Source organism: Opitutaceae bacterium, from assembly GCA_041395105.1.
In the GTDB taxonomy this organism is placed as follows: domain Bacteria; phylum Verrucomicrobiota; class Verrucomicrobiia; order Opitutales; family Opitutaceae; genus B12-G4.
This window is the reverse complement of the sequence record JAWLBB010000004.1, coordinates 14370-38716: the sequence shown is the minus strand read 5'-3', so window position 1 is coordinate 38716 and position 24347 is coordinate 14370. Positions and strand designations below refer to the sequence as shown.

The following is a 24347-nucleotide window of genomic DNA, read 5'->3' as shown; positions in this document are numbered from 1 at the left end:
CGCGTTCACCGGGTGCGGCTGACGGCATGTCTGCCGGGTAACGAGCGCCCATCCACCCACGTACCCTCGATTAATGTGCGGATCGGGATTTCAGGTATGCCCCGCGAATTGTGACGGATCAGTCCGGAAAGAATATCGACCGCGGCGGCACCCACCGAGCAGTGATTCTGCCGGACTCCGGCCAACTCACCGGTGGCATCCTCGAGAAACACATCGATGAAACTCATATCCCGGGGAACCGCCAAACCCATCCCGTTCAGGGTCGGCAATACCCATTCTGCCTTGCCGATGATCACATCGGGCCGGTGTTCACGAATCCACTCGTTCAGCGGCGCATTCCCGGGTATCATGTAGGCCGGAATTCGGTCTGCCGGATGAATCGCCTGCTGTTCCCAGACGAAACCGGCGCTCCAAAGGCGATCCACCGTGATATCATAGCCGTCGTCCATGACAAAGCCGATCCGCCGGTAACCCGCAGCCAACGCCCTCTGCACGGCGATGCGGACCGCGTTCATCTGGTCACTGGTCACCATCGCCAACTCCGGGAAATGGGGAAAATAGTCGATCTTGACCGCACTGAACCGTTCCCAGGCGAATTGCAGCTCTTCATCAATTTCCCGGACGTGCGATGCAATGATGATGCCGGTGATCCCGCGGGAATCGAGGATCTGGCTGAGACGTCCGTGGGTCAGACCCGGCTCCCGCAACCAGAAGTGCTCGATGGAGAGTCCGAGCTCCGCCGCCCGCTGACTCGCCCCCTCGAAGAAATCCGGGTGGGCCGTCACCTCTTTCCAACCCCAACGCGTATGCCAATTGGTGATGTAGCCGATGGGAATCACCGACCTCGGAGCGTTCGTATTCCCCCGGTAGCCCGCCAGGGCACGCGCCCCGGGATCCGGCACATAACCCATTTCCTCGGCAATCAGCTTCAACCGCACCCTCGTCTTCTCGGGGATCCGGGGACTGTCGCGCAGCGCCACTGAAACGGTCGTCGGATGGACACCGGCTCTTCGAGCCACATCGGCAAGGGTCACACGCGCCTTGCTCATCTTGGGGTAACGCGAAACGAATGGGGCATGGTGAGAGATTGGCGAAGGATTCCGGCGCCGTCAAATGTTCGGAGGAAGACCGCTGCTCAAAAGGATAGAGGGCTGACGATGCCCATCGGTTGACGGCGGGCCCAGCGGTCCCGCCCTACCTTTTGGCGAATCGGGTAGGGACGGGCCGCCGGGCCGTCTGTGCTCAGGCCGCGCAGATCCGGACAGCGTGAGGTCTTCCGCAGGGCAATTCCTCGAGGCGGGTGGACAAGAACCCGACTTCGCGTATGGTCGACCCCCATGAGAAGTCCCATCGGATCTTTTCCCGCGAATCCGCGGAAAATCCTCCTGCGAGCCGCGTCAATCTCGGCCTGGGCCCTCGCCCTGGTCCTGCCCGGCTGCAAACCCGCTCCCGACTTCTCCAGCAGCTCATCCCTGAGCGGGCAAAAATCCAACCGGACGGAGGCACTCGACTTCATGCGCATGCAGGCGATCGGCAAGCCGCTTGACGGCCCCACCTGGGTCGCAAACGTGAACACCGGCGATCTGGACCAGGATGGACTCGTCGACGTCCTCGCCTGCGAAGCCCGGACCAACCAGGTCCTCTGGCTGAGACAGACGAGCCGAGGCGTCTTTGACGAACAGGTGGTTTCAAGCGATCTGAAGGCGCCGGTGCACGTCGAAGCGGCCGACATGGACGACGATGGAGACTTCGACCTCCTGGTATCCGTGATGGGCTTTGTCTTTCCCAACAACGACCGGATCGGCGAAATCGTCATCCTCGAAAACGATGGCCACCAGGTCTTCACCCCGCACAAGATCCTCGAGAACACCTACCGCGTCACGGATACCCGGGCCGGCGACTTTAACGCGGACGGGCGAATGGATCTGGCTGTCGCCCAGTTCGGCTACGATCAGGGGCGTGTGATCTGGATGGAGCGAACCGGACTCTGGACCTTCCGCGAACACGTCCTGATCGAGCTCTCCGGTGCGATCAACGTTTGCGTCGACGATTTCAATGGCGATGCCCTGCCCGATATCGTCGCACTCGTTTCCCAGCAGTGGGAGGAGGTCTACTATTTCCAGAACAAGGGGAACGGCACCTTCGAGAAGAAGCGGATCTGGGGTTCGACCAACGAGGATTATGGCAGCAGCGGGATCTCGGTCAGCGACCTGAACAAGGACGGGCGGCCCGACATTCTCTATTCCAATGGGGATGGATTTGGTCCGTCGGCCGTTCCCGGTCCCCGTCCCTGGCACGGGGTGCAATGGTTTGAAAACAAGGGCAATGGCTACTTCCAGTATCACCGGGTCGGCGATCTGCCCGGGGCCTACAGCCCGGTGGGGGTCGATCTGGACGGCGACGGGGCCACCGATATCGTGGCGGTCAGCGCCTATGCGGACTGGGATCGGAAGGGAACCGGTGTGGTCGCCCTCATGTGGTTTCGCAATGACGGCCGGATGAGCTTCACACCCACCATTCTGTCCTATCAACCACGCGACCAGGTCACCCTCGCCGTCGGGCGATTCGAAGAGGACGACCGACCTTCGCTGGTGACCGGTGGCTTCCCGGTTACTCCCCCGTATGAAGACTCTGCCCGGATTACTCTCTGGCGGAGAACGGCACCATGAAGAAACCAGCCGTCGGCATCGCGCTGATCGCGCTGGTCACCATGGCGACTTTGGCCGGCGGCTACTGGTGGACGACGAGCAGGCAGCGAACCGAGGTTCTGCGCCAGGCCCTACCACCCACACCGGACCTGGCGGCGTGGCCGGAGGAGTTTCCGCAACGCGTCAGCGAATGCGAGGCGGCCGTCCGGGCTGGCCATGAACCCGAGACCGCCCTCGGAAACCTGAGCCGCCTCTACCACGCGAACGGATTCTACGCGGAAGCCATTCACTGTTATGTCGCACTCGAATACCTGAAACCCGGCAATCCCGAGTGGCCCCACCGCCACGCGGTCATTCTTTCGGGTTTCGGCGATGCCGATGACGCTCTCCAGCTGTTTCGTCGGGTCACCCGCCTTTCCCCCGACTACCTACCGGCCCGGATCCGGTCCGGCGACCTCCTACTCAAACAAAGCCGATACGATGACGCACGAGGGGCCTATCAGGGAGTCCTCGACCGATCCCCAAACGAATCTCACGCCCTTCTGGGTCTCGCCCGTTGCGAATTCGAAGCGGGCGATTGGGAGTCTGCCCTAGTGATCCTCGAGAAGGTCGTGGGGCAGACCAATTACCGACTCGGCTACGATCTGATCGTCACGGTATACCAGCAGCTCGGTCTGGAATCCCGGGCGGAATTCGTCCGCGCCAAGCAGAAGGCTTCCGGCGCCTACCGGGATCCGCCGGACCCGTGGATGGAGCTTCTTTATCAGCACTGCTATGATGTCTACCGCCTGACCCTGATTGCCGGGGAAGCGGCCGATCGCGGCAATCCGAAGGCAGCCATCCGCTACCTCGAGCGCGGACTGACCTTCGCGCCGCAGAGCGCCTCCCTTCACTTCCAGTTGGCCCTCACCCTCCAGGACGTCGGCGACCTCGACCAGGCACGCCGTCACCTCGAGCGTTGCACCGAACTCGACCCGGATTTCGCCGATGGATGGGCCTATCTGAGCGGTCTTCTCACCCGTCTGGGGCGCTCCGCCGACGCCGACCGGGTTTTGGCGACCGGCCTGGGACGTTGTCCCGATTCACCCGGCCTTCACCTGATGAATGCCCGCCGCCTCAAGCAGGCGAGCGACGTCGACGGGGCCATCCGCGAGTACCAGGTCTCGATCGCCCTCCGCCCCAATGAGGCGGACGCGTCGATCGAACTCGCATCCTTCCTTTTCGACCTGAATCGGATCGAGGAAGGAGTCGCCCGTCTGCAGGAGGCGCTCGCAGCCGAACCCGAAAACCCAATCGCACTTTCGACCCTGGCCTTCCACGCCATCATGGCAGGCGACCAAGCCCGGGCCCGTCACTGGATCGAACAGGCCGCCCGCCAGCCGCGCGTCGGCACCGACCGGATCAACGGCCTCAAATCGGCCTACCGGCAACAGTTCGGATCCAATCCGTAGCCCGCCGCGAATGGGACAATGACCTGCAGTCCCGGAGGCTCGGTCTCCTGCGCGACCGCCGGACTCTGTTCAACGGGACGGTGACTTCAGGCGGATCCCGGCCGCTTCAGGCGTAAAATTATGCCCGGTCTCCCGCCCAGAGGGCCAGCGCACCCGGATACGAATCGGAGGATCCCCTTCTTTGTATCCAAAAAATAACGACGCGATCGACTGGCTGAAAGAACCCGAACCTGCATGGACTTCGGAGGTCCCGGACCGGCCGTCGGCCCAATCCACCGAAATTCGCGCACCGACCGCCGTTGGATTCCCCGCCGGCCCCTCCAGGGTGACAGAAAACGACCGGTGGCCGGGAATACCCCGGTTTTCCAGGGCAAGTGCCTTCCCCCGGTTTCGCGTGGCCAGAAAATCCGGCCACCCGTTGCCGTCCAGATCGATGAGGGCCAGCGCCCGCGAATCTCCGGTCACGACAAGACCGGACTCCGCGGCAGGGACAAGGGCGAACCCGCCTTCCCCGTCTCCCCGCAGGAACACGCCGATTCCGCCGTCAAAACGACCCAACACCCGGGTGGGCGCATGTGAATTGTGGAGAGCCAGGATATCCGCCCTCCCGTCTCCGTCGAAGTCCCCGGCGGCCATGCCCTCGATCGGCGCAATCTGCGCCAGACGCGGGAGGGGGGAAAAGTGGAAGCCCCCCTCCGGTCCGCTCAGAAAGACTCCACTGCGCAATTCCGTGACCTGGAATCGCCTCGACCCGGCCAGACGGTCCTTTCCGATGATCTCATCCAGCCCGGCCGTCGCGAAATCACTGTTTCGAGGGAACTGGCGTCGAATCCAGCGGAACTCCCGCCCAATTCGGCCCGGGTCCGTCTGGGATAGACGTTCCCGTCTTCATAATAGGCTTCGACGATGCGGAAATTGTCACTCGAACCGGGACGGACGAGGTAGAGCAATGCGGGTTCCTCCATCGAGGCGTGGTAGGGCGTGTTCAGGCCGAGATTTCCCACGACATAATCCACCTGACCATCCCCGTTGAAATCAGCCGCTGCCAGCGAGCTCCAGAAGCCTTCACCGGCCGACGCAAAGCCGAAGGCGGCTGATCGATCCTCAAAGAAAGCGCCTTCGCAGTTGCGCAACACGACAATCGGGCCCCACTCCACCGCAAGGAGAAGGTCGGGCCATCCGTCACCGTCCACATCGGTCCACAAAGCCGCGGTGACCATGCCCACGGATTCCAGCACCGGTGCAATCGCGTGGGTGACGTCATGAAAGGCCCCCTCGTCATTGATCAGGAGGAGACTGGAGGGAGACAACGGGTACTTCCCGGGCTCAACCCGGGCGCCGAGGAACAGATCCAGGTCTCCATCTCGATCGAAATCGGCTGCCGCCGCCGCGCCCACGCTGAGGTTCGCGCCCGGAATGGCCAGGGGCTCGGGCGAATCACGGCCACCGGTGACGATCTCGGGCTGGTAGGCCGCGGATCCTGCCGGCTGGGCCACCCCCGAGCGGGTGCGCAGAATGTCCATGATGCCATCACCGCTGAAATCCGCGATGAGCAGGGGACCGTCGTTGAGCACACCGGGATGAGCCGAACCGTGCCCGGGATCCGGATCAAAATGACCGCCGGATCGCCCGATAAAGGCCCGGAGCGGGACCCGGTTGGAGCCACCCACGAGGATATCGTCGCGTCCATCTCCGTCCAGGTCGCCCACCGCCAGGGAGGGACCGCGCAGATTCTGCTTCATGGGCAGGAATGGCTGCCGGCCGAATTCGTCGATTTCCCCCTGATCCGCCATAAAATGAAACCCGATCCGGTCCGCAACCTCGGCAAACTGCGGCGGTCCATCGCCTGGCCGAAGAGGTTCATCCTGCGCCCGCCCGGCCGAAGCCGTCTCGGTGATGACGAACTTCCGATTGACCGGCAGATCCTCATACTCCTGCACACGACCGCCGGGCCACTCGACCCTCAGGCGGCCGATCCGATTATCTTCACCTGTTCCAAAGTGCAGGACCGGCTCACTGCTCGACAGATTGCCCCGCGCGATCACCAGCTGGCGCGTTTGCACACCCGAAACCGTCTCGATCCTCACTCGCGCCCCCACCCCGAACCGGTTCGACTCCACTCCACGCAGCTGGATCACCACGCGATTACCCCCGTTCCCATCATTTCGCAAAACCGTCGGGAAGGCATCCATATTCCCAAAGACAAGATCGAGATCCCCGTCCCCGTCGAAGTCACCCGTGGCGGACCCGAAACTCACCCCGTTCTGATCAAGCCCCCAGGACTTGCCGGAATTCTCAAAGCGCAGGTCACCGAGATTGCGGAAGGCGATGTTGGTTTCGTTCAGAACCGGACTTTCACGCATGATCCGGACCGGGGCCGCCAGATCCTCACTGACCATGATCCGCTCAAGAAGGTCCGATCCATGGAATTCGCGAATCATGCCGTTCGTCACGAACAGATCGATCCGCCCGTCATTGTCGAAATCCTCGAAACGGGGCGACCAGGTCCAATCGGTGGCGTCGATCCCGGCCATCTGGGCCGCCTCCAGAACCACCCCGGTATTCGTATTCAGGTAGAGCGCATTGCGCATGTACTGGGGCGGCGTCCGCTCATCCTCGGGGTCCATCTGCCCCCGGACCCGCGATCCCGCCATGCTGCGCTGATCCTTCTCGTGGGTGGTCGACGCCATATCCGCGACGAGGAGGTCGATCCATCCGTCATTGTTCACATCCCCGGCATCCGCGCCCATCGAATAATAAGGGGTATGCGGGACCACCTCATCGAGAACATTGGTGAAGGTGCCGTCACGATTGTTTCGATAGAGGGAGTCGGGCGTCGCGAAGTCGTTCGCCACGTAGAGGTCGGGCCAACCGTCATTGTCGTAATCCCACCAGGTGGCCGAGTGGCCCGCCGTCGCGCCGCCGATTCCGGCCGGGTCCGTGACATTCTCGAAGGTGCCATCCCCCCGGTTGTGGAAGAGATAATCCCGCTGACCGCCGGGACTGGCGTCAAAATCAAGCATGTTCGTCTGCAGGTAGAGGTCGAGCCAACCGTCACGATCATAATCATGGAAAGCACCCATGCCGGATGCATCCGCGACCGCGAGACCACGTGCCTGCGCCTCTTCCCGGAACCGGCCGTCGCCCTGGTTGATGTAGAGAAGGTTGGGTGCGGCAAACCGGCAGAGATAAAGGTCGAGGAATCCGTCGTTGTTTACGTCCACGAACGCCGCGCCCTGCTTCCACTCGGTCGGATCAACCGCCGCATCCGTTTCCATCCCCAACCATCCCCGGATTCGCGCTCGCACGCCCGAGGGACCCGATGCCAGACCCGCCGCCTCGGTCACATCCTCGAATTCCCAATTGCCCAGATTACGGAAGAGCCGGGGCTGTCGGGTCTTGCAGACCACAAAGATGTCCGGCCTGCCATCGTTGTCGAAGTCACCGACGGCGACACCCGTGCCAAGGGCTCCGAAAACCAGCTCCCGGTACCGTTCGTTCCACATCCTCGGGTCGTCGTAGAGATTCTCCGCCATCACCCCGGTTTCCTCGGGAGCGAGCCGGGTGAAAAGAGTCGGGCCCGAAGGGGTCGAACGGGGTGACAACGTCTGTTCATCCAGACCATCCATCCCGCCCGCCCGGGCAGGAGCCGCCAGGAGGGCAAGGACCACCAGGCATCCGGCCAGACCGGGTCCGGCCCCGCGCGCAAGACGCCCACCCCGGCCGGCGAGAATGAGTCCAACCCGCTCGACCACCGGCATGCCCATCCGGAGAAAACCTTTCCACACTACTGACACGATTTACCGCATTGAATAAATGAAGGGCGCCACCCCCGAGCCACCGATGGCGACCAACAACCCGAGAAGGATGAGAAGACCGACGATCGGTATCATCCACCATTTCTTGTTCTGCCACACAAAATCGAGCCCCCGCACGAGCAGAGTGCGCGGCTTCGGTCTGTCCTTTCCGGGCTCGGTGTGGTTCAATGGCTTCCTTGGGATCGAACGGGAGGCCTCTCGGCATCTCCCGGGGATTGCAGACAGCTTGGAACCCCCGCCCGCTGCCGCAAGCCAAGACCATCAGCCATCGCAGGTCGCCGATAACCGAAGGTCCCATCGATTTCAGATCCCCGGGATGGCCGGGGCCGGGTTCCGGCCGGCACGAATCGCCTCCCCGATCATTCTGGACAGTTCCTCCTGCCCCGACTCGCCCGCCGTGGCACGCGCCCGGTAGAGAGCGACCAGGCTTTCTTCACTGCGGCCGAGACGGTTGAGGACGTCCGCCAGTTGCAGAAAGACTGCCGGACCGACCGGACCGCTCTCGGTCAAGGCCGTCAGGTAAACCACGGATTGCTCCGGGGAAGTCACCGGGTCAAAAACCTCAACCAGACGGGCATTGTTCGCCTGGCTCCGCGGGTTGTAATCAAACGCCCTCTGCATCAGCCGGATCGCCTGCGATCGCTCACCACCTCGCATACGCCGCTCGACCAGTGGAGCAAGGGCCCCTTCGTCATCCGGAACCAAGGCAAGGATTTCCAGCCATTGGTTTTCCGCTCCCGGGCTATTTCCGCTCAAGTCCAACAGGCGGGCATAGGTGTGCCGGGCGCCCAGGCTCGTCGGCATCCGGACCACCAGATCGGAGAAATAGGACAACGCCCGGTCGATCGTCGACCGATCAGCCCAAAGCGCTCCGAGCAGACTGTAGGTCTGAAAATAATACGGACTTTCCTCCGCCGTCTCCAGGAGAAGAACCTCGGCTTCCCTCTTTCGGCCGAGTTCCGCCAGCAGGTAGGCCCGCTGGACGGCCTGCTCCGGCGATGGGGGCTCGAGCTGCTCGAGCTCCTTGCTCAGTTCCAGGGCACGGCGGGTCTTGCCGATCCGTGCATTGAGCGTTGCGGCGTGGAAATGGAGAAAGGGATCATCAGGTTGGGCCCGCAGGGCGCCCTCAACCCGCTCGACATCCTCCTGCAGTCGACCCGGTTCGGCCAGGAGTCCGTTCACCGCGGCGATCTCACTCAAGAGCCGCTTTCGATCCAGGGCATGGTTCATCTGGCCGGTAAAGGGCGGCCTTGAGGCGAGTCCATCCATCCCCATCAACATCATGGCCCGACCCGAATCGGTCAGACCGATCCGATTGGCACAATAGTCCCACGCCAGCCGGTCGTCACCCCCGGGCTCACCAAACCCGAGCAGATCGACCGATGCGGATGCCAGGAGCGCCGCCAGGCGGTAATTGCCCATCCAGTTGAGGTGGACGTGCTCAAAGAAGGATTCCCGACCCGGCAGATTCGTGGACGAGCCGCTGTCGGCTCCGAGCAGGTTGGCCGCATCGACCAGTCGGCACCACTCCGGATATTCAGCCGCAACCTCCCGGATGATGGAATTGATTTCTGCGTCGGCGCGGAAACGCAAGGCATCCCACTGAAGGGCCTCAAGGTAATGGAGGCGGGCGCCGTTCGCATCGCCTTCCCTTTCCAGGATCCGGGCCAGCAGAAAGTGCGTGTCGGCATGTTGAGGACTGTGCTCAAGAGCCTTACGCAACAGATCCCGTGCTTCGTCCTGCGCCTCCCTTCCCTCCGCCAATCGGGCCTTCCCAAAATACCCGGACCAGGCCTCGACGTCCCCCGCCAGGATGGACGGATGGTGAAGCGAAGCGAAGGGTGAACTGTCCCGAACATTGACGGCGACGGTCGAAAGAACGGTGCGGATTCCATGGCTCCTCGCGACCGACAGGATCGACTCCAGGTTGCTCCGGAAATTCCCGTAGACCGCCTCCATCCGCGGATCCTCCGCCCCGACGGTATGACCGGCGAACATTTCCATGCCCCGCCACTCCCGGAATTTGCCACCAACCGCGCCCGCTCGTCCGATCAGGCGCTCCAGGAGCTGGCCGGATCGTGTGCTCCGGAGCGCGATGCTGGCGCGGATCAGGGGCAACGGCGGCATGCCCAGGGTTGTGGCCGAACTCGGACCAAACGGCCCCACCACCTCGTTGTTGCCCATGTAGATCACCAGCAGGTCGGGATGGAGTTCGACCGCCTGCCTGGCCAGGTGCCGGATCACGTGCGAATTGACCGCGGTCACCCCGAGATTGAGGACCTCAATCTGCCGGTCCGGAAGGACCGACTCGAGATATGCCTTCATCTGCGGAGATAGCGAAAATCCGGGCTCCGGCACGCCCATCGCGGCGGATTCACCGATCACCAGAATACGGATACTCCCGGCCGGCTTCTCCTTCTTCACCCGGAAATTCAGCGGCTTCAGACCAAAAGAAGCCGGAAAAAACAGCTCGGTATAGCGTGGATTCGTCCGGAGAAAGCCCGGTTGCTCATCCGGGATGAAAAAACGTGTATCCCGGTCGAATCCGCCGATCCGCAGTCCGGCCTCGAGGAGGAGGAAAAACGCGAGCGGAAGAAGGACCGCCAGGGCCAGGCGCAAACTCCAGGTCTTCATCGGATGCCGGGCGGGATCATCGATGGGCCGGAGGCGCGCGACCATCGGCAGGAGTTTCCGTCCGGCGGAAGACCAGGGTGCTGCTGTTGTTGCGTGAAACGAAGATCTCCGGCGTTACCCCTTGATTGCGATTGAGCGGCGCAACCGCTTTCGCGTCTCCCGGGACAATCAATCCACTCTCCTTTGGCGGAACCGCCCGGAATCCGCCAAGGCCATCACCGAGCAGAAGCTGTCCCAGACCTCCGGCAAACCTTCCGACATAATCAATTGGGGTGTACAGGTTCTGGACCGCAATGATGTCGGCGTTGCCGTCACCATCAAAATCTCCCGCCACCATCCCCGTGATCGGCGAAATCTGCGCCAATCGGGGGAAAGGGACAAAGGTGAAGGACCCATCTGGACGACTGAGGAAAACACCGCTGCGGAACTCACCGGCCACATAGTGATCGGCTGCGGCCAGAGCCTCGTCACCCAGGATCTCGCCCAGGGTTGCCCCGGCATAGTCGTTGTTGGACTTGAATTTCCTCCGCAAAACAGGCATCTCCCGGCTCAGTGCTCTGAAGGTCCTCCGGGGAAAGAGTAGACCATCCTCCTCATAGCCCTCGATCAAAAGGTTCCGGGGTCGGCGGTCAAACCGACCGTAGAATATCTGGGCCGTTCGACCCGGAAAGTAACTGTAGACCGTATTGAGACCGACATTCCCAACGGCATAGTCCGCCCGCCCGTCGCCGTTGAAGTCTCCCGACGCCAGCGCGTTCCACCAACCCGGGCCGATCGCGTCAAAGCCGGCTGCGTCGGTCCGGTCCACGAATCCCTGGCCCGATCGATTCCCCCAATAGCGGATCCCTCCCCAATCAAGGGCCAGGACCAGATCCGTCCATCCGTCGCCGTCAACATCACTGGCCAGGGCAGCGCTTACCATGCCGACCCGGTCCAGGCCGGCCGCGAGGTCCCCGGTCACATTGTCAAACCTGCCGCCCCGATTGATCAGAAGGACGCTCGGGGGAGCCGTCGGGTATTCGCCGGGTTCCACCCTTCCCCCGATGAAGAGGTCCGCCTGTCCGTCATGGTTGAAGTCCGCCGTCACCATGGCCCCGACGCTGATCGACAGGACCGGCAGGGAACCCTCCGGCGCGGGTCGAAAGTGTCCGCCTCCCGCATTCAGGTACAGGACCGGCTGGTAGCCGGGGGATCCGGCCGGCAGGCGCGACCCCATCCGCGTCACCACAATATCATTACGCCCGTCACGGTCTGCATCCAGAATCACCAGCGGACCTTCATTGACGGCGGCCTCGGGATCCCACCAGGGAGCGGTGGCCACCGCGTAGCTTCCGTCGGCCATCGTCAAACAGATTCGGGAAGGCTCCGCCGAGGTGGCCGCAAGGACCACGTCGTCGAGGCCGTCGCCGTTGAGATCCCCCACCGCGATCGACGGACCGCGCCGGTCGAATCGGAAAGGTATCAATGGCTGTTCGCTTTCGCCGGAAAGCAGGCGCTCGGTCGTCGGAAGCCGCAATCCCACTGACTCACCGATTTCCTCAAGCAGACTCTTCGTGATCGCTCCACCCACCTCCTCGAGCGGGGCCGACCCGTCCGGTTCAGTGACGGTAAAGCGTCGGTTGACCGGCAGATCGGAAAAGGTTTGTCGGTGGCCGCTCGGCCATCGCACGGTGAGACGGGAAATCCGCGTATCTTCCCCCAGTCCGAAATGACAGACAGGTTCGCTGTTGGAAAGGTAGCCGCGCGCCAGAACCAGCGGCCGCACCTGCACCCCCGAAGCTGTCTCCAGCTCGACAATCGCCCCCACCCCGAACCGATTGGATTGGTTTCCGGAGAGTCCGATGATCACGCGATTTCCGGCAACACCGTCGTTTCTCATCACCTTGACCCCCGCCTGGTAGTTGCTGAAGACAATGTCGAGATCACCGTCGCCATCCAGGTCGCCGAAGGCCGTCCCGAAGCTCACGCCGGAATGATTCAGACCCCACTCGGGTCCGACCGATTCGAACTGCAGATCACCCAGGTTTCGGAAGGCCAGGTTCGGCTCGGTCAGTTCCGGGCTTTCCCGCATCAGGCGCATCCGTTCGGAGAGGCTCTCCGCCAGAATAATCCGCTCCCGCAGGTCCGCATTCTGGTATTCGCGATTCATCCCGTTGGTCACGAACAGATCCAGCCGCCCGTCATTGTCGAGGTCCTCCAGACGGGGCGACCAGGTCCAGTCCGTGGCTGCCAACCCGGCCATGACCGCCCCTTCCAGCATCCGTCCGGTGTCGGTGTTGAGGAAAAGGGCGTTGCGGGGAAACTGCGGGGCCAATACCGGGCTGTCGGCGTCGGCCCGGCTCAAATCGCGCGACGTGGCCATCCCTCTCTGATCCCGTTCGTGAGCCGTCACCGCCATGTCCGCCACGAAGAAATCAATGAGCCCGTCATTGTTCACATCACCGAGGTCCGAGCCCATCGAGGAATAGGGCATCATCGGGACGACCTCGTGGATGACGTCGGTGAAGGTTCCGTCACGATTGTTCCGGCAAAGGGAGTCGGCACCCGCGAAATCGTTGGCCAGGTAGAGATCCGGCCAACCGTCGTTGTCATAGTCCCACCAGATGGCGGAATGAGCCAGGGTGGGGTTCGGTATGCCGATCCGGGGGGAGACATCCTCAAAGGTCCCGTCTCCCCGGTTTCGGAAGAGGTAGTCCTTCTGCCCCGACGACGCCGTGCGGGCATCATACATATTCGTCTGGATGAATACGTCCAGCCAGCCGTCACGGTCATAATCACAGAAGGCCGCCATGCCCGAGGCATCGATCACGGCGAGTCCGCGGGCTTCGGCCTCCTCGCTGAAGCGCCCGTCCCCCTGGTTGATGAACAGCCAATTGGGGTGTCCGAACCGGCAGACATAAATGTCGAGTCGGCCGTCATTATTGACATCGGCAAAAGTGGCACCCTGTTTCCAGGCCTCGACCGGGTTCTCCTCGGCCTCATCCCCCAGGCCCACCCAGCCCTTGAATCGCTTGACCCACCCTTTCGGCGCTCCCGCCAGACCGGCTGCTTCCGTGACATCCTCGAAGCGGAAATCCCCCAGGTTCCGGAACAGGCGGCAGGACTCGGTCTTGCTCACGATGAACAGATCGGGCCGACCATCGGAATCGTAGTCGCCGATCGCCACGCCGGTTCCGAAACCACCGAGGGCGAATTCCTGGTAGCGGTCACCCCACATCCGGGGATCCGCATAATCGTTAACCGTGACGATACCCGTTCTCTCCGGTGACAGTTCGGTGAACAGCGCTTCCCCTTCCGGCGTCGAAAGCCGATTGAGCGGAGCCTCCTGCAATCCGCCGGCACCCGACAGAGGATCGACTGTCAGGAACATCTTGAGGATCGGGAAGACAAGATACAGACGGGAAGCGGACATGCGTACGGGAACCTCGGGCTATTCTTTCAATTCCAGGAGGCTTCTCACAATGCCGATGGGGCATCCATCCACCCACCCGGAATTCAAGGTCTAGCATGGTCGGTCATCCCCCTTCCAAGTCAAGGAATTGCCTCAGAGGCCCGGCCGCGGGAGGTGAATTCCCGCCCCCCTGTCCTCATGCCGCCGATGGCTCGGCTGCGGTTCTTGATCCCCGAAGCATCCTCCCGCCAACCGCAGGAGCCGCCCGCTCTTGCGCTCCGGCCCATCATCCGTCGCCCAATCTCGAAACGGCACCAATTGACTCGCCTTTTTCGGCGCGGATTCCGAGAGTTTTTCATTGCCGGCCGGCAGGAGCGCTGCGCGAGCCGGAATCGTCGAAGAATACGAGCGGATCGCCCCGCGGCCTCTCCACTTTCTCAAGACTCCAAGCATGCAACTCTCTCGAAACCTCCTGATTCCGATCGCCCTCTCGGTCATTGCCCTCTCCGTCGCCTGGCTGACCTGGGTGAACCAGGCGCGACTCAAGCGGATCGATTACCTTTCGGGATTGGCCGGTGGAAGTGAGATCCGGGCCGATCCTCAATCCCCCACCGGCTACGAGGATGGTCTGAGGATTCTGATGCTTCCCGAGAACAGCAGCGAGAGTTACCAGTGGCTCCTCCAGACCGGGCAGATGATGGCCACCGGGCCCTGGCGCCTGCGTCACGTCGACTATGACAATGCCCCCCATGGACGGGAGGTCGACTCACCCTCCGCCTACCGCTGGTGGCTGGCCGCCGGCGCGACGGTGGATCATCTCTGGTCCGGCCGTTCCGTCGCGCTTGCCGTCGAAAGGGCGGGGCTTCTGGCCGGCCCGTTCCTTCACCTCCTTCTCCTGCTGCTGACCGGGGTCTACGTGATCCGACGAAACACCTTCCTCGCCGGAATCCTGACCATCCTCCTGCTCGCGACCGCCTTTCCCCTGACCGAGGTCATGCTCGGAGGGCGTCCAACCAGTGAACACCTGTCCCTCGTGTTCGCCCTCTGGAGCGTGCTCCCCCTCGTCACCCTGTCGCGCCCCGCGGCGGGCCGGGATCCGGCGAAGCCGCAGGACCGGTCGGACGGCTTTGCCTTTGTTCTGGCCGGCGGGTTCGGCGCGCTGGGGCTCTGGACAAACCTCACCCTGCAGGCACCGGTCCTGATCGGCATCGCCGCCAGTGCGATCTGCGTATCCGCTTTTCCAATACTCGGCTTCGTCATCGCCGGTGGCCGTCCTTCCAACTGGCGTCGGTGGGGGCTGGCCGGCGGGATTGTCTCCCTCCTTCTCTACCTTATCGAGTACTTCCCCGGTCATCTGGACTGGCTGGACCTCAAGGGAAACCACCCCGTCTTTGCCATCGCCTGGATGGCGGTCGGCGAAGTGCTCTGCCGTGTGTCGGCCGGGATGGCAAAAACCCGGCCTAAGGCAGATCGAAGCCCGCTCAGGATCGCGGTCGCCGTTCTGGGAATGCTCCTGCTGCCGGTCCTGATGATCCTGAACAGCGCCTGGGAATTTCTTCCGTTCAGCGCCGCCGGGACCAGCCTGCCCGGGACCATCCTCGAATCCAATCTCCTCGAGTGGACCACCCGCCACAATGTGGGCGTCGTCACCCTGGCGACGGTTCTCCCGTTCATCCTCTTCCTTCCATCCGTTCTTTCCCTCTGGAGCGGAGCCGGAAATCCGGAAGGTCTCGCCCGCGCGCTGATTGCCTGGGGACCGGTCGGAATTGCCTTTGGAATGGCCTTTTTTCAGCCGGTCTGGTGGCCGATGGCCACCGTCCTGCTCGTCCCGTTGCTGGTTACGTCGATGAGCCTCCCGGACTCCTCCCGGCGCAGACTCCCCATCAACTGGGTCTGGGGAGCGCTCACCGTTTTGGTCCTCAGCCCCGGGCCATGGCTCCACTTCACCCATGCCCGGGCCGCCTCCGATCCGGCGCTCTCTGAAGCCGAAGTGACAGCCCTGGTGGAACGGAATCTCTCACATTGGCTCGCCCGTCGGGTGGGATCCGCCGGCGCCAATGTTCTCGCTCCGCCCAACCTGAGCGTCTCCCTCATCTTCCACGGTGGACTCTCCGTTCTGAGCACTCCCTACCTGGGAAATCCCGATGGATTTGTCGCCGCCGTCCGTGTCGCCGCGGCGACTTCCGCGGACGAAGCCAAAGCCCTGGCCGAAAGCCGCAAGCTGACTCATATCATCATACCATCGTGGGATGGCTACCTCGATGAGTATGCCCGCATTGGCGCGACCGAAGAATCGAGCACCCTCATGGCCATGCTCCACCGTTGGCTGCCTCCCCGGTGGCTCTCTCCCCTTTCCTACCAGCTTCCGCAGGTGGCGGGATTTGAAGACGACTACGCCGCCATTTTCAGGGTGGTCGAAGTCCAGGACAACGCGACCTCCCTCGGTCGGCTCGCCGAGTACTTTCTCGAGATGCGACAAGCAGAAGCCGCCATCTCCGTCGGCCAGGCTCTCGAACACTCTTTTCCCGGCGACCTGAACGCATTGGTCGCGCGGGCGCAGATCGCCATCGTCCAACGCGACCCGGCCCAATTCCGCTCAGACATGGAGCAGATCCTGTCCCTGCTGGAAGGCGGGATGGGGGATTATCTGGACTGGGACCGACGCGTCAGCCTCGCGGTCGTGCTTGCCCAGTTCAAGTCAGGCACCATTGCCCGCGAACAGGTTGAAATCTGCCTGGAGGAGGCCGACGAAGAATCCGTCCGTTCCCTCTCCACCGTTCTCCTGTTTCGGTTTGTCTCCCTGGTCGCGGCGTTCAACCTCGAGTTTGCCGATCCCGGACTGCATTCGATCGCCCTGCAGCTTCTGCCGGAGGAAATGAGGGTTGGATTGTGAACCCCTGGTGCAGCGTTACTGATGGAAATGAACAGACATCACGAATCAGGTAAACGCTTCTGGAGGCCTCTGCGGTCGCGCCGGCTGGTCCCGAGGTTCAACGCACGCTCGGAGAACACGCTCTGTCATGCGTGTCCGGATTCAATCTCATTACACCTGCACCCGGTCCCGAATCGCGGTTCCGTCCATCTCATGTGTTCGTCGATCCCATGACAAAGCCCAAGCCGCTCTTTGTTCTCTCGCTGATTCTCGGAATGGCTGCCGCCGTGCTCATCGGAATCATCACCGTCCAGGTCATGAACCGTACTCCATCGCGAAGCAACCTCTTCGGCGTTACCGGCTCCGAACGGAAGGCAAACCTTTCCTAGACCCCGGTCGCGATCGGAGCCCCGGCCACCGACTTCGGACGTCCCATGGTCACCAACCTGCAGATCGTCGACCTCGACCAGGATGGCCTGCTTGATGTCATTTATTGCGAGGCCGTGCAAAACACCGTCCGCTGGATCCGGCAGACACCAAGGGGAGTCTTCACGGAAGTCATCATCGGCGAGCGCATCCCCGGCCCCGCCCATGTCTGGGCGGGCGATATCTACGGCAATGGCCATCTTGATGTCCTCGTCGCCAGCATGGGCCAGATCTCGCCCAACAACGACCGGATCGGATCCGTCATCGTCCTGGAAAACCTGGGCGCAGGACAATTCAACAAACGGGTCCTGCTCCGCCAGACGGCGCGGGTCACGGACGTGCGGGGCGCGAACCTGATGGGGCACAGCGACGGCCGTCTCGACCTCGTGGTCGGGCAGTTCGGCTATGCGCAGGGTGAAGTCCGCTGGATGGAAAACAAGGGGGACTGGATATTCGGGCATCATCTGGTCAGCACGCTCTCCGGCTGCGTTCACACCCCGGTTGCGGACTTCAATCACGACGGTCGACCGGACTTTGCGGCCCTCATTTCTCAGGAATGGGAGGAGATCCATCTCTTTCTCAACAACGGCGATGGCGAATTCGATGAATCGATCGTCTGGGGATCCACCAATGAGGATTTCGGCAGCAGCGGACTCGAGTGCGCCGACGTCAACCAGGATGGCTGGATGGATCTGATCTACACGAACGGGGATGCCTTCGACTATGCCGGATTCGGCAGCCGCTCCTGGCACGGTGTCCAGTGGCTCGAGAACAACCGGGAAGGCGGATTCACCTACCACCGGGTCGGGGACATGCCCGGAGCCTACGGCCCCTGCGCGGCCGACCTCAACGCCGATGGTGCGGTCGATCTGCTCACCGTGAGTTGCTTCGCCGACTGGAAGAGTCCGGATGCGATCTCGATGATGGCCTGGATCAATGACGGCGCAGGAGGATTCGCCCCGGTTATCCTCGCCCGAACCCCGACCCATCTGGTCACCGCCGCCGTCGGCGACATCGACGGCAACGGCACACCCGTCATCGTAACCGGAGGCTTTCATGCCTATCCGCCCTACGAGCGCATGACCAATATCACGCTGTGGCGAAAAGACTGAAAGGCGCGAATGCGGAACCCGCGAGGCACGAAAGCGGAACCCGACGGAAATCTCCGCTCTGGATCGTTATTTCCATCTTCGGAATCTCCCTGGTTGTCGTCGCAACAGGAATTGTCTCCGCCTCGCTCTGGCACGCATGGACCCTGCCTTCGCGAATAGCGAGGAATCTGCCCGATCCACCCGATTCCAGTCGGATGTCGGATGTACTCAGGGCACGCCTCAGGGAGGCGGAGACCCAGGCCACCGGCGGACCAGACCGGCTTGAGGGCGTCGAGCATCTCGCCTCCCTTTACCACGCCAATGGATTCCTCCCGGAAGCGGCCGCCTGCTGGAGTCTCCTGGCCGTCGAGCAACCGGAAGTGGGCCGCTGGACCTACTGCCTGGCAGACCTTGCGGCAACCGCCGGCAAGCCAACCGAAACCGGAGACCTGCTTGCGACGACGGTCAGACTTGCCCCGGATTACGCTCCGGCCTGGCTGAAACTCGGCGACCTCGCGCTTAAGACCGGGGATCCGGCAGCAGCCCACCGCGCCTATGAGCGGCGCCTCGCTCTTGAACCCGACGATCCCTATGCCAGACTCGGCCTGGCCCGGCTCGCGATTCAGGAAGGCGACTCGCGCGGCGCCCGAACCACCCTGGAAGAGATCCTCGAAAAGCACTCCGACTTTTCGGCCGCCCACAATCTCCTGGCAGAAATCCTCGCCGCCAACGGCGACAGTCCCGAAGTGACCTACCACCGGTGGGCCGGGCGTGAATCCGGACGCTTCCGCAAGGCGGATGACCCATGGCTGGATGAATTGCAGGCCTGGTGCTACGACCCGGGCAGGCTCCGAACCCTCGGAACGATGGCCAACCAGACGGGAGACAGGGAAAACGCCATCCAGCTGCTGACGCGGGCCGTCGAAATGTCGACCGAAGATCCTTACGGTTATGCTCTCCTGGGAGACGCGTATCTGGGTCACGGGGAAGCGGCCGCAGCTTGCGACGTCCTGGAGGAAGGCCTGGCCATCGAGGGAGAGATTGAACCGGTCGAGCTGCACTACACCACCCTCGCCCAGGCCTACCGCGAACTCGGCGAGCCGGAGAAGGCCATTCAGGTGGTCCGCGATGGAATTCTTCGGATCGGAGGTTCCTGCGAGCTCTACGATGCGCTCGGCATTGCCCTGGGCGAAACCGGGGCGTTCGAAGAAGCAGCCGCAGCGTTTGCGGCCGCCCTCGCGGTGAAACCGGGCGATGCCAATGCCAATTACAACCGGGCCAATGCTCTCTTGAATCTGGGTCGGCAGGAGGAGGCGCTGTTCCACCTGAGACAGTCCCTGACCCTGCAACCGACCTTCCCGAAGTCGCTTTTCATGCTGGCGCGCTATGAGATGGATGCCGGCGACCTTGAGAAAGCCGGCGAATACCTCCGCCCGCTCTATGTTTCCCATCCCGAGCAGGATGGCGTTCGCCAGTTGATGGTGGCCTGGCTGATCCGGAGCGGCAAAGAGGCGGACAAGAAGGGCGACAAAAGGGTCGCCGAGTCCCTCTACCGCGAGGGCCTGACCATCGACCCCGACTCCACGACTCTCAACATCGATCTCGGCGTCCTTCTCCTGATCAACGACCGGGTTCCGGAAGCCCTGCCTCTCCTCGAGAACTACCATCGGCTTCAGCCCGACGACCCGCAGGGCGCACTATTTCTGGGACAGGCCTACGCCCGCTCGGGAAAACTGGCGGATGCCAGGACCGTGTTGGAACGCGGTGCGGCCGCCGCCGACGCCCAGGGGAATACCAGGACCGCTGCCTTCTGCCGCGAGATCCTGAGCCAACTGCCGGGAGCTCCACGGTAAGGCAGTGATCCAATCCGTATCCGGGGATTCGCGACAGTAGCGGCGGTCCGTATTGGTCGCCCCTGCCTTTGGAGAGATTGTCAAGGGCTATGGCCACGCATTGAGGCCGGGCGGCCCGGCCAGAGACTGCCGGGGCTACAGACCAAACCGGAGGATCGTCCCCGTCGCCCGTTGTAGCGCCCCGGTCCATTGGGGCGCACTTCAGGCCAGCGCCTTCAACCCGTCTCTCCTGCAGACGGCGGATCATGACAAGGGCGCGCTCACGACACACCCCCACCACTCAAGCTCCACGCTGTGGTGATGTCTCATAAAAAAAGACGCTCCCCGTTGGGGGAGCGTCTCGCAATTCAGACTTGGGGTTTTGACTAGAAACTGAACGTATTGGTCAGCGTTATATTTCTGGTCGGCGCGATACGCCAGCCCGCTATTGATCCATCGGGATTGGCGGAGATCGGTATCAGCTTGTCTCCGGCGAATGCGTTCCTGACATTCAGCTGTATTCGCCAGTCAATACGATCAAAGACCGGGAGATTGTAACCCGCCCAGAAATCGTAGTTTGTCTCCGACGGGCCCTGTATCGGGCTGTCCAGATCGATGCTGAAGTCGTCCGATGAACCAACCGGAGGATAACCGATGGTGACATTATCCTGGTAGCGGATACCACCACCCACACTCAATCCCTTCAGCGGCCCTTCGGTGAAGTCGTAAGTGGTGATAGCGTTGAAGCGCCACTTGCGAAGCTCCGCCACATCGGTTCCTTCCTGGAGACCGATGGCCGTCCATTCGAAACCGACATTCTGGTTCCACTGGAACAGGGAGGTCTCATTGCCGGCTCCACCCCACCAGATGCGAACGTCACCAGCCGGTGTGTTCTTGAGGGCGTCATTGTAGCCATTGATGAATTCGGCAAGGGCCACACCTCCGACGTTTTGCCGCGTGGCAGTCGTCCTGCTGGCGTTGACCGTGATCCGCCAGTTGTCGATCGGCGAAGCGCTGAACTCGAACTCATAGCCCTCGGAGGTCGCATCCTCGGTCAGGGCAAACCCCTGGGGAGTGCTCGCACCGATCGCTGTGTTCGGATCATTCAGGTTGATACCCCAGGCCGCGTAGAACCGGGGATCGACCTTGGCCTGCCAGGCGCGCCAGGCACTGATGGCCGCGGCCTCACGTGCCTGGGCATCTTCCAATGTCTCACCGACGTCGGCACTGTAGTTGTACATGTTGTTCGTCGGATCCGGGTCCACCGCCGCACTCGCGATGGTGTCGCCCGTCCAGTCGAACTCGAACCGATTGACCCAGTTCCCGGTCCAAGCTTGGGACGCACCGATAAACCAGGTATTGCTCAACCCACCGGAGGAGGATGCCCGCTGCACGGTCGTCTTGTAGCTGTTTACCTTGAACCAATACTTCCCGTCCTTGGTCTCGAACATGAGGCCATAGTCGGTCGTTTCACCCTCCGGGGCCGAAATGGGCTCACCATAGGCATCCACGCGGTTGGCCAGGGGCTGGAAGTTGGTCGAGTTGTTGTAGTAACCACTGACCAGGATGGGCAAATCCTCCATCAGCCCTGACAGTCCCGGAATATCGTTGAAATGCCCGACCACGCTCCACGCAGTTGAAGTCACATCCTGCTCGTTGCCGGGATCGGACGGAAGCACGAAGGAATCGCCGAGATCCACGTAACCGTATCCCGATGCGTCGTTTGAATTCCGGTTGGTCGCCCAGGAAGAAGCAGTGTCTTCGCGGTAACCGACCGTTCCAACGATCGAATTGTTCAACATCTTGCCCTGCCAGACCAGGGCTTTGGATTCGACCCTGTCCCGGGTCAGCCGTGCACTGGTCGTCAGGAGATCACGATTGCCCAGTTCCGAATCCACCACATTGACGGTGACCGGGCGAAACCCGACGTAATTGGCCTTGTTCTCAGACTGGGTGGAATCGTAGGCCTGGGTTTCCGTAGCCGGATTAAAGATACGTCCCGGATCGAACCAGTAGGCCGCCGGATCCACATAACCGGGTGCATTCGGATCCGTCGGCGGCGCCCAATGCGAATCAAAGGCCATCACCGTCAGCTGGCTGGGCACTTCAATCTTTTGAGTGACGCGCGGTATATACGCCGCCGCCGGCTGGTTGGCGAAGGAATTCCCGAGGTAGATGACCGGGTTCACCGCGAAGAGGTCATCCGTGAATTTCGCGGTGAGGGCATTGCCGCCAAGGAACTGGCGATAGTTGTCATCGATGATGGCATAGCGTTGCCAATTCCGGCCGTCTGTCTCCTGCTGGTCCCGGGCCAACAGACCGGTGAAGGTGTGGGAGCCGAGGATACTGCTCGCCGAGGAGTCGGGGTTGATCTTCTCGAAGTCCAGGTTCGCGAAGAGAGTCACCCGGGCCGTGTAGCGGTCACTGTCGTAGGAGTTGTTGCCGAACTGGCCGCTGTCGCTGACGAAGGCCTGTCCGAAATGCGGATTCGGAGTGCCGTCATCGTAGGGGATGTTGTTCGGATATTCGCCCACACCGGCCTGCGTTCCATCGGAATAATAGGTGTTGAAGTCGATGTAGATGGCCTGTCGGGTGTCCGAAATCAGGGAGAGCTGACCGTCGCTGTAGGTCTCGTTGTAGTAACTGACATCCCACCCGAAGGTATCGTTCATGTAGGTCTGGGAGAGACTGACGCTATAGGTCTGGAAATCCGCCCACTCCTCCTTGTTTGGGCCATCGAGGAGGTTGTTATAGAAATCAAACACGGTCGGGTCGTCGAGATTCTTGTTCTTGTAGATCTCGGCAAACTCGACGCCGGATCCTTTGGCCCAATTGGCCAGATTGGCGATGCCGTTGGGCCGGTTGTAGGCATTCTGGGAAAAGTTGCCGTCGATATTCCCATCCGGTCCGATCGCGTAAATATTGCGGATTTCCTGCACCCAGACATTGTTGGTCGAGGTGGCCCCTTCCGGATAGTAGAGCAGGGGGCCGCCAAAACTCTGGGCAAAAGAGCCCACCCAGGGGTTGTAGGCGGGGTTCGGCACACCCGACTGACCGGTATAGTTGAGGGACGGACGGGTCTGCCCGACACCCGGACGACCGGTGTTGTCGTCGTTGACGTTGATCATGTTGTAACCGGCCTTGTTCAGGTTCGGATAGGTCCGCGGGTCACCATTCTTGTCCTTGCCTTCGTAGGTGCCCCGGTAGAACCAGGGGGTGATCTTGTCGATCGGGGGAATGCTGCGGGGGCGATTGCTGGAGACGTCGCCAACCTCGAAGTTGGCCTTGACGATGGTGCGGATTCCGTTCTTCGACAGAAAATCGGGTTCCCAGCGACCGGCGATATAACCGCGGTTGGTGTCCTGGAAGGCGGGATCCTGCTTGAATCTCTGGTTGTCGCTCACCCCGGCCACCCGGACCGCCAGTTGATTGTCAACCAGGACCTGGTTGTAGTCGAGCGAACCACGGATCGAGCCGTATTCATCGAACCGGACCTCCGCCTGGCCGGCGGTCTTGAATCCGGCCGACTTGAGCGTGGTATTGATGACACCGGCCGGACTGCCGTGGCCGAAAAGAATCGAATTGGGTCCGCGCTGCAGATCGACCCGGTCGACATTGTAGGCGTCCCAGGGAACGTTCGACAGGTAGTAGTCGCGCGAATTATCGGCAGCGGCCAGACCACGGACACGGGTGTTCTGGTTAGGGTTCTTGAAACGGCTGGACTCGTCCAGCGTGGCCCCGTCGCCGACTCCGGCGAAATTGCCGTTCACGTTGCCGACTTCCGTATTGGTCGTGTACTGGAGCAGAGTCTCGTTGCCGATCGCTCCGGTATCCTGGAGGAACTCCTCGGTGATGACCTGAACGGCATTACCGATGTCCCGAAGGTTGGTGTTGAGTCGATTGCCGGCCAGGGTGGTGGCCGCGCGGTAGCCGACTGTTGCTTCGCCAGTGACTTCAAACGGCGAGAGCTCGACGACATTTTCTTCTTCCTCTGCCGGCGCGGAAGCCGGAGCGGTCGCTTGTCCGTATCCAAAAACAGGGACAAGCACCGCGGTGCTGAAGGCAAGCAATCGGCGGGTTAAGCCGAGGGTTTTGTAGCTCATAGATCCTTTGGTTTGCATGGTTAGGGTTGATTCAGGAATCATCCGGGAGAGTGGTGCGTCAGCGGCTGATGAACGCCTCGA

General features: G+C 62.0%; 13 protein-coding genes. 6 read left to right on the top strand and 7 right to left on the bottom strand.

Annotation, left to right across the window (positions count from 1 at the left end):
• Nucleotides 1-5 precede the first annotated feature (5 nt).
• Entirely contained in the window at nucleotides 6-1049 is a 1044-nt protein-coding gene (locus R3F07_13825) for a LacI family DNA-binding transcriptional regulator (protein ID MEZ5277454.1), read from the bottom strand.
• Between the two features lie 288 nt (nucleotides 1050-1337).
• On the opposite strand from R3F07_13825, the gene R3F07_13820 reads away from it, so the two are divergent.
• Complete coding sequence (locus R3F07_13820) at nucleotides 1338-2669, top strand: VCBS repeat-containing protein (GenBank protein MEZ5277453.1); 1332 nt, start codon at nucleotides 1338-1340, stop codon at nucleotides 2667-2669.
• Entirely contained in the window at nucleotides 2666-4099 is a 1434-nt protein-coding gene (locus R3F07_13815; protein ID MEZ5277452.1) for a tetratricopeptide repeat protein, read from the top strand. The genes R3F07_13820 and R3F07_13815 overlap by 4 nt, the downstream gene beginning before the upstream one ends.
• 69 nt (nucleotides 4100-4168) lie before the next feature.
• On the opposite strand, the gene R3F07_13810 is transcribed toward R3F07_13815, so the two are convergent.
• The 5 genes from R3F07_13810 to R3F07_13790 all read right to left on the bottom strand — a co-directional run bounded on the left by R3F07_13810 (nucleotide 4169) and on the right by R3F07_13790 (nucleotide 13963).
• Nucleotides 4169-4825: a CRTAC1 family protein gene (locus tag R3F07_13810; protein ID MEZ5277451.1), complete on the bottom strand. Its 657-nt coding sequence runs from the start codon at nucleotides 4823-4825 to the stop codon at nucleotides 4169-4171.
• Complete coding sequence (locus tag R3F07_13805) at nucleotides 4804-7896, bottom strand: VCBS repeat-containing protein (protein ID MEZ5277450.1); 3093 nt, start codon at nucleotides 7894-7896, stop codon at nucleotides 4804-4806. The genes R3F07_13810 and R3F07_13805 overlap by 22 nt, the downstream gene beginning before the upstream one ends.
• Nucleotides 7897-7899: 3 nt before the next feature.
• On the bottom strand, nucleotides 7900-8085 hold the full coding sequence (locus tag R3F07_13800) for a DUF5989 family protein (protein MEZ5277449.1): 186 nt from the start codon (nucleotides 8083-8085) through the stop codon (nucleotides 7900-7902).
• Between the two features lie 135 nt (nucleotides 8086-8220).
• Nucleotides 8221-10596, bottom strand: a complete 2376-nt coding sequence (locus R3F07_13795; GenBank protein MEZ5277448.1) for a hypothetical protein — start codon at nucleotides 10594-10596, stop codon at nucleotides 8221-8223.
• Complete coding sequence (locus tag R3F07_13790; protein ID MEZ5277447.1) at nucleotides 10568-13963, bottom strand: FG-GAP-like repeat-containing protein; 3396 nt, start codon at nucleotides 13961-13963, stop codon at nucleotides 10568-10570. The genes R3F07_13795 and R3F07_13790 overlap by 29 nt, the downstream gene beginning before the upstream one ends.
• Nucleotides 13964-14393: 430 nt before the next feature.
• On the opposite strand from R3F07_13790, the gene R3F07_13785 reads away from it, so the two are divergent.
• The 4 genes from R3F07_13785 to R3F07_13770 all read left to right on the top strand — a co-directional run bounded on the left by R3F07_13785 (nucleotide 14394) and on the right by R3F07_13770 (nucleotide 20184).
• Complete coding sequence (locus tag R3F07_13785) at nucleotides 14394-16835, top strand: hypothetical protein (protein MEZ5277446.1); 2442 nt, start codon at nucleotides 14394-14396, stop codon at nucleotides 16833-16835.
• 209 nt (nucleotides 16836-17044) lie between these two features.
• The gene (locus R3F07_13780) at nucleotides 17045-17203 is read left to right on the top strand and encodes a hypothetical protein (protein ID MEZ5277445.1); all 159 of its coding nucleotides are present in this window, start codon (nucleotides 17045-17047) and stop codon (nucleotides 17201-17203) included.
• A gap of 45 nt (nucleotides 17204-17248) precedes the next feature.
• The gene (locus tag R3F07_13775; GenBank protein MEZ5277444.1) at nucleotides 17249-18352 is read left to right on the top strand and encodes a VCBS repeat-containing protein; all 1104 of its coding nucleotides are present in this window, start codon (nucleotides 17249-17251) and stop codon (nucleotides 18350-18352) included.
• Nucleotides 18337-20184: a tetratricopeptide repeat protein gene (locus R3F07_13770; protein ID MEZ5277443.1), complete on the top strand. Its 1848-nt coding sequence runs from the start codon at nucleotides 18337-18339 to the stop codon at nucleotides 20182-20184. The genes R3F07_13775 and R3F07_13770 overlap by 16 nt, the downstream gene beginning before the upstream one ends.
• 365 nt (nucleotides 20185-20549) lie before the next feature.
• Here the strand turns inward: R3F07_13770 and R3F07_13765 are convergent, their stop codons facing one another.
• Nucleotides 20550-24266, bottom strand: coding sequence for a TonB-dependent receptor plug domain-containing protein (locus R3F07_13765; GenBank protein ID MEZ5277442.1), 3717 nt, complete (start codon nucleotides 24264-24266; stop codon nucleotides 20550-20552).
• Between the last annotated feature and the right edge of the window lie 81 nt (nucleotides 24267-24347).

Excerpts from the sequence above, each read along its gene's own strand:
- R3F07_13785 (MEZ5277446.1), top strand. The coding sequence starts at position 14,394 with ATGCAACTCTCTCGAAACCTCCTGATTCCGATCGCCCTCTCGGTCATT.
- R3F07_13825 (MEZ5277454.1), bottom strand. The coding sequence starts at position 1,049 with ATGAGCAAGGCGCGTGTGACCCTTGCCGATGTGGCTCGAAGAGCCGGT.
- R3F07_13795 (MEZ5277448.1), bottom strand. The coding sequence starts at position 10,596 with ATGGTCGCGCGCCTCCGGCCCATCGATGATCCCGCCCGGCATCCGATG.
- R3F07_13815 (MEZ5277452.1), top strand. The coding sequence starts at position 2,666 with ATGAAGAAACCAGCCGTCGGCATCGCGCTGATCGCGCTGGTCACCATG.
- R3F07_13780 (MEZ5277445.1), top strand. The coding sequence starts at position 17,045 with ATGACAAAGCCCAAGCCGCTCTTTGTTCTCTCGCTGATTCTCGGAATG.
- R3F07_13765 (MEZ5277442.1), bottom strand. The coding sequence starts at position 24,266 with ATGAGCTACAAAACCCTCGGCTTAACCCGCCGATTGCTTGCCTTCAGC.
- R3F07_13775 (MEZ5277444.1), top strand. The coding sequence starts at position 17,249 with ATGGTCACCAACCTGCAGATCGTCGACCTCGACCAGGATGGCCTGCTT.
- R3F07_13820 (MEZ5277453.1), top strand. The coding sequence starts at position 1,338 with ATGAGAAGTCCCATCGGATCTTTTCCCGCGAATCCGCGGAAAATCCTC.
- R3F07_13790 (MEZ5277447.1), bottom strand. The coding sequence starts at position 13,963 with ATGTCCGCTTCCCGTCTGTATCTTGTCTTCCCGATCCTCAAGATGTTC.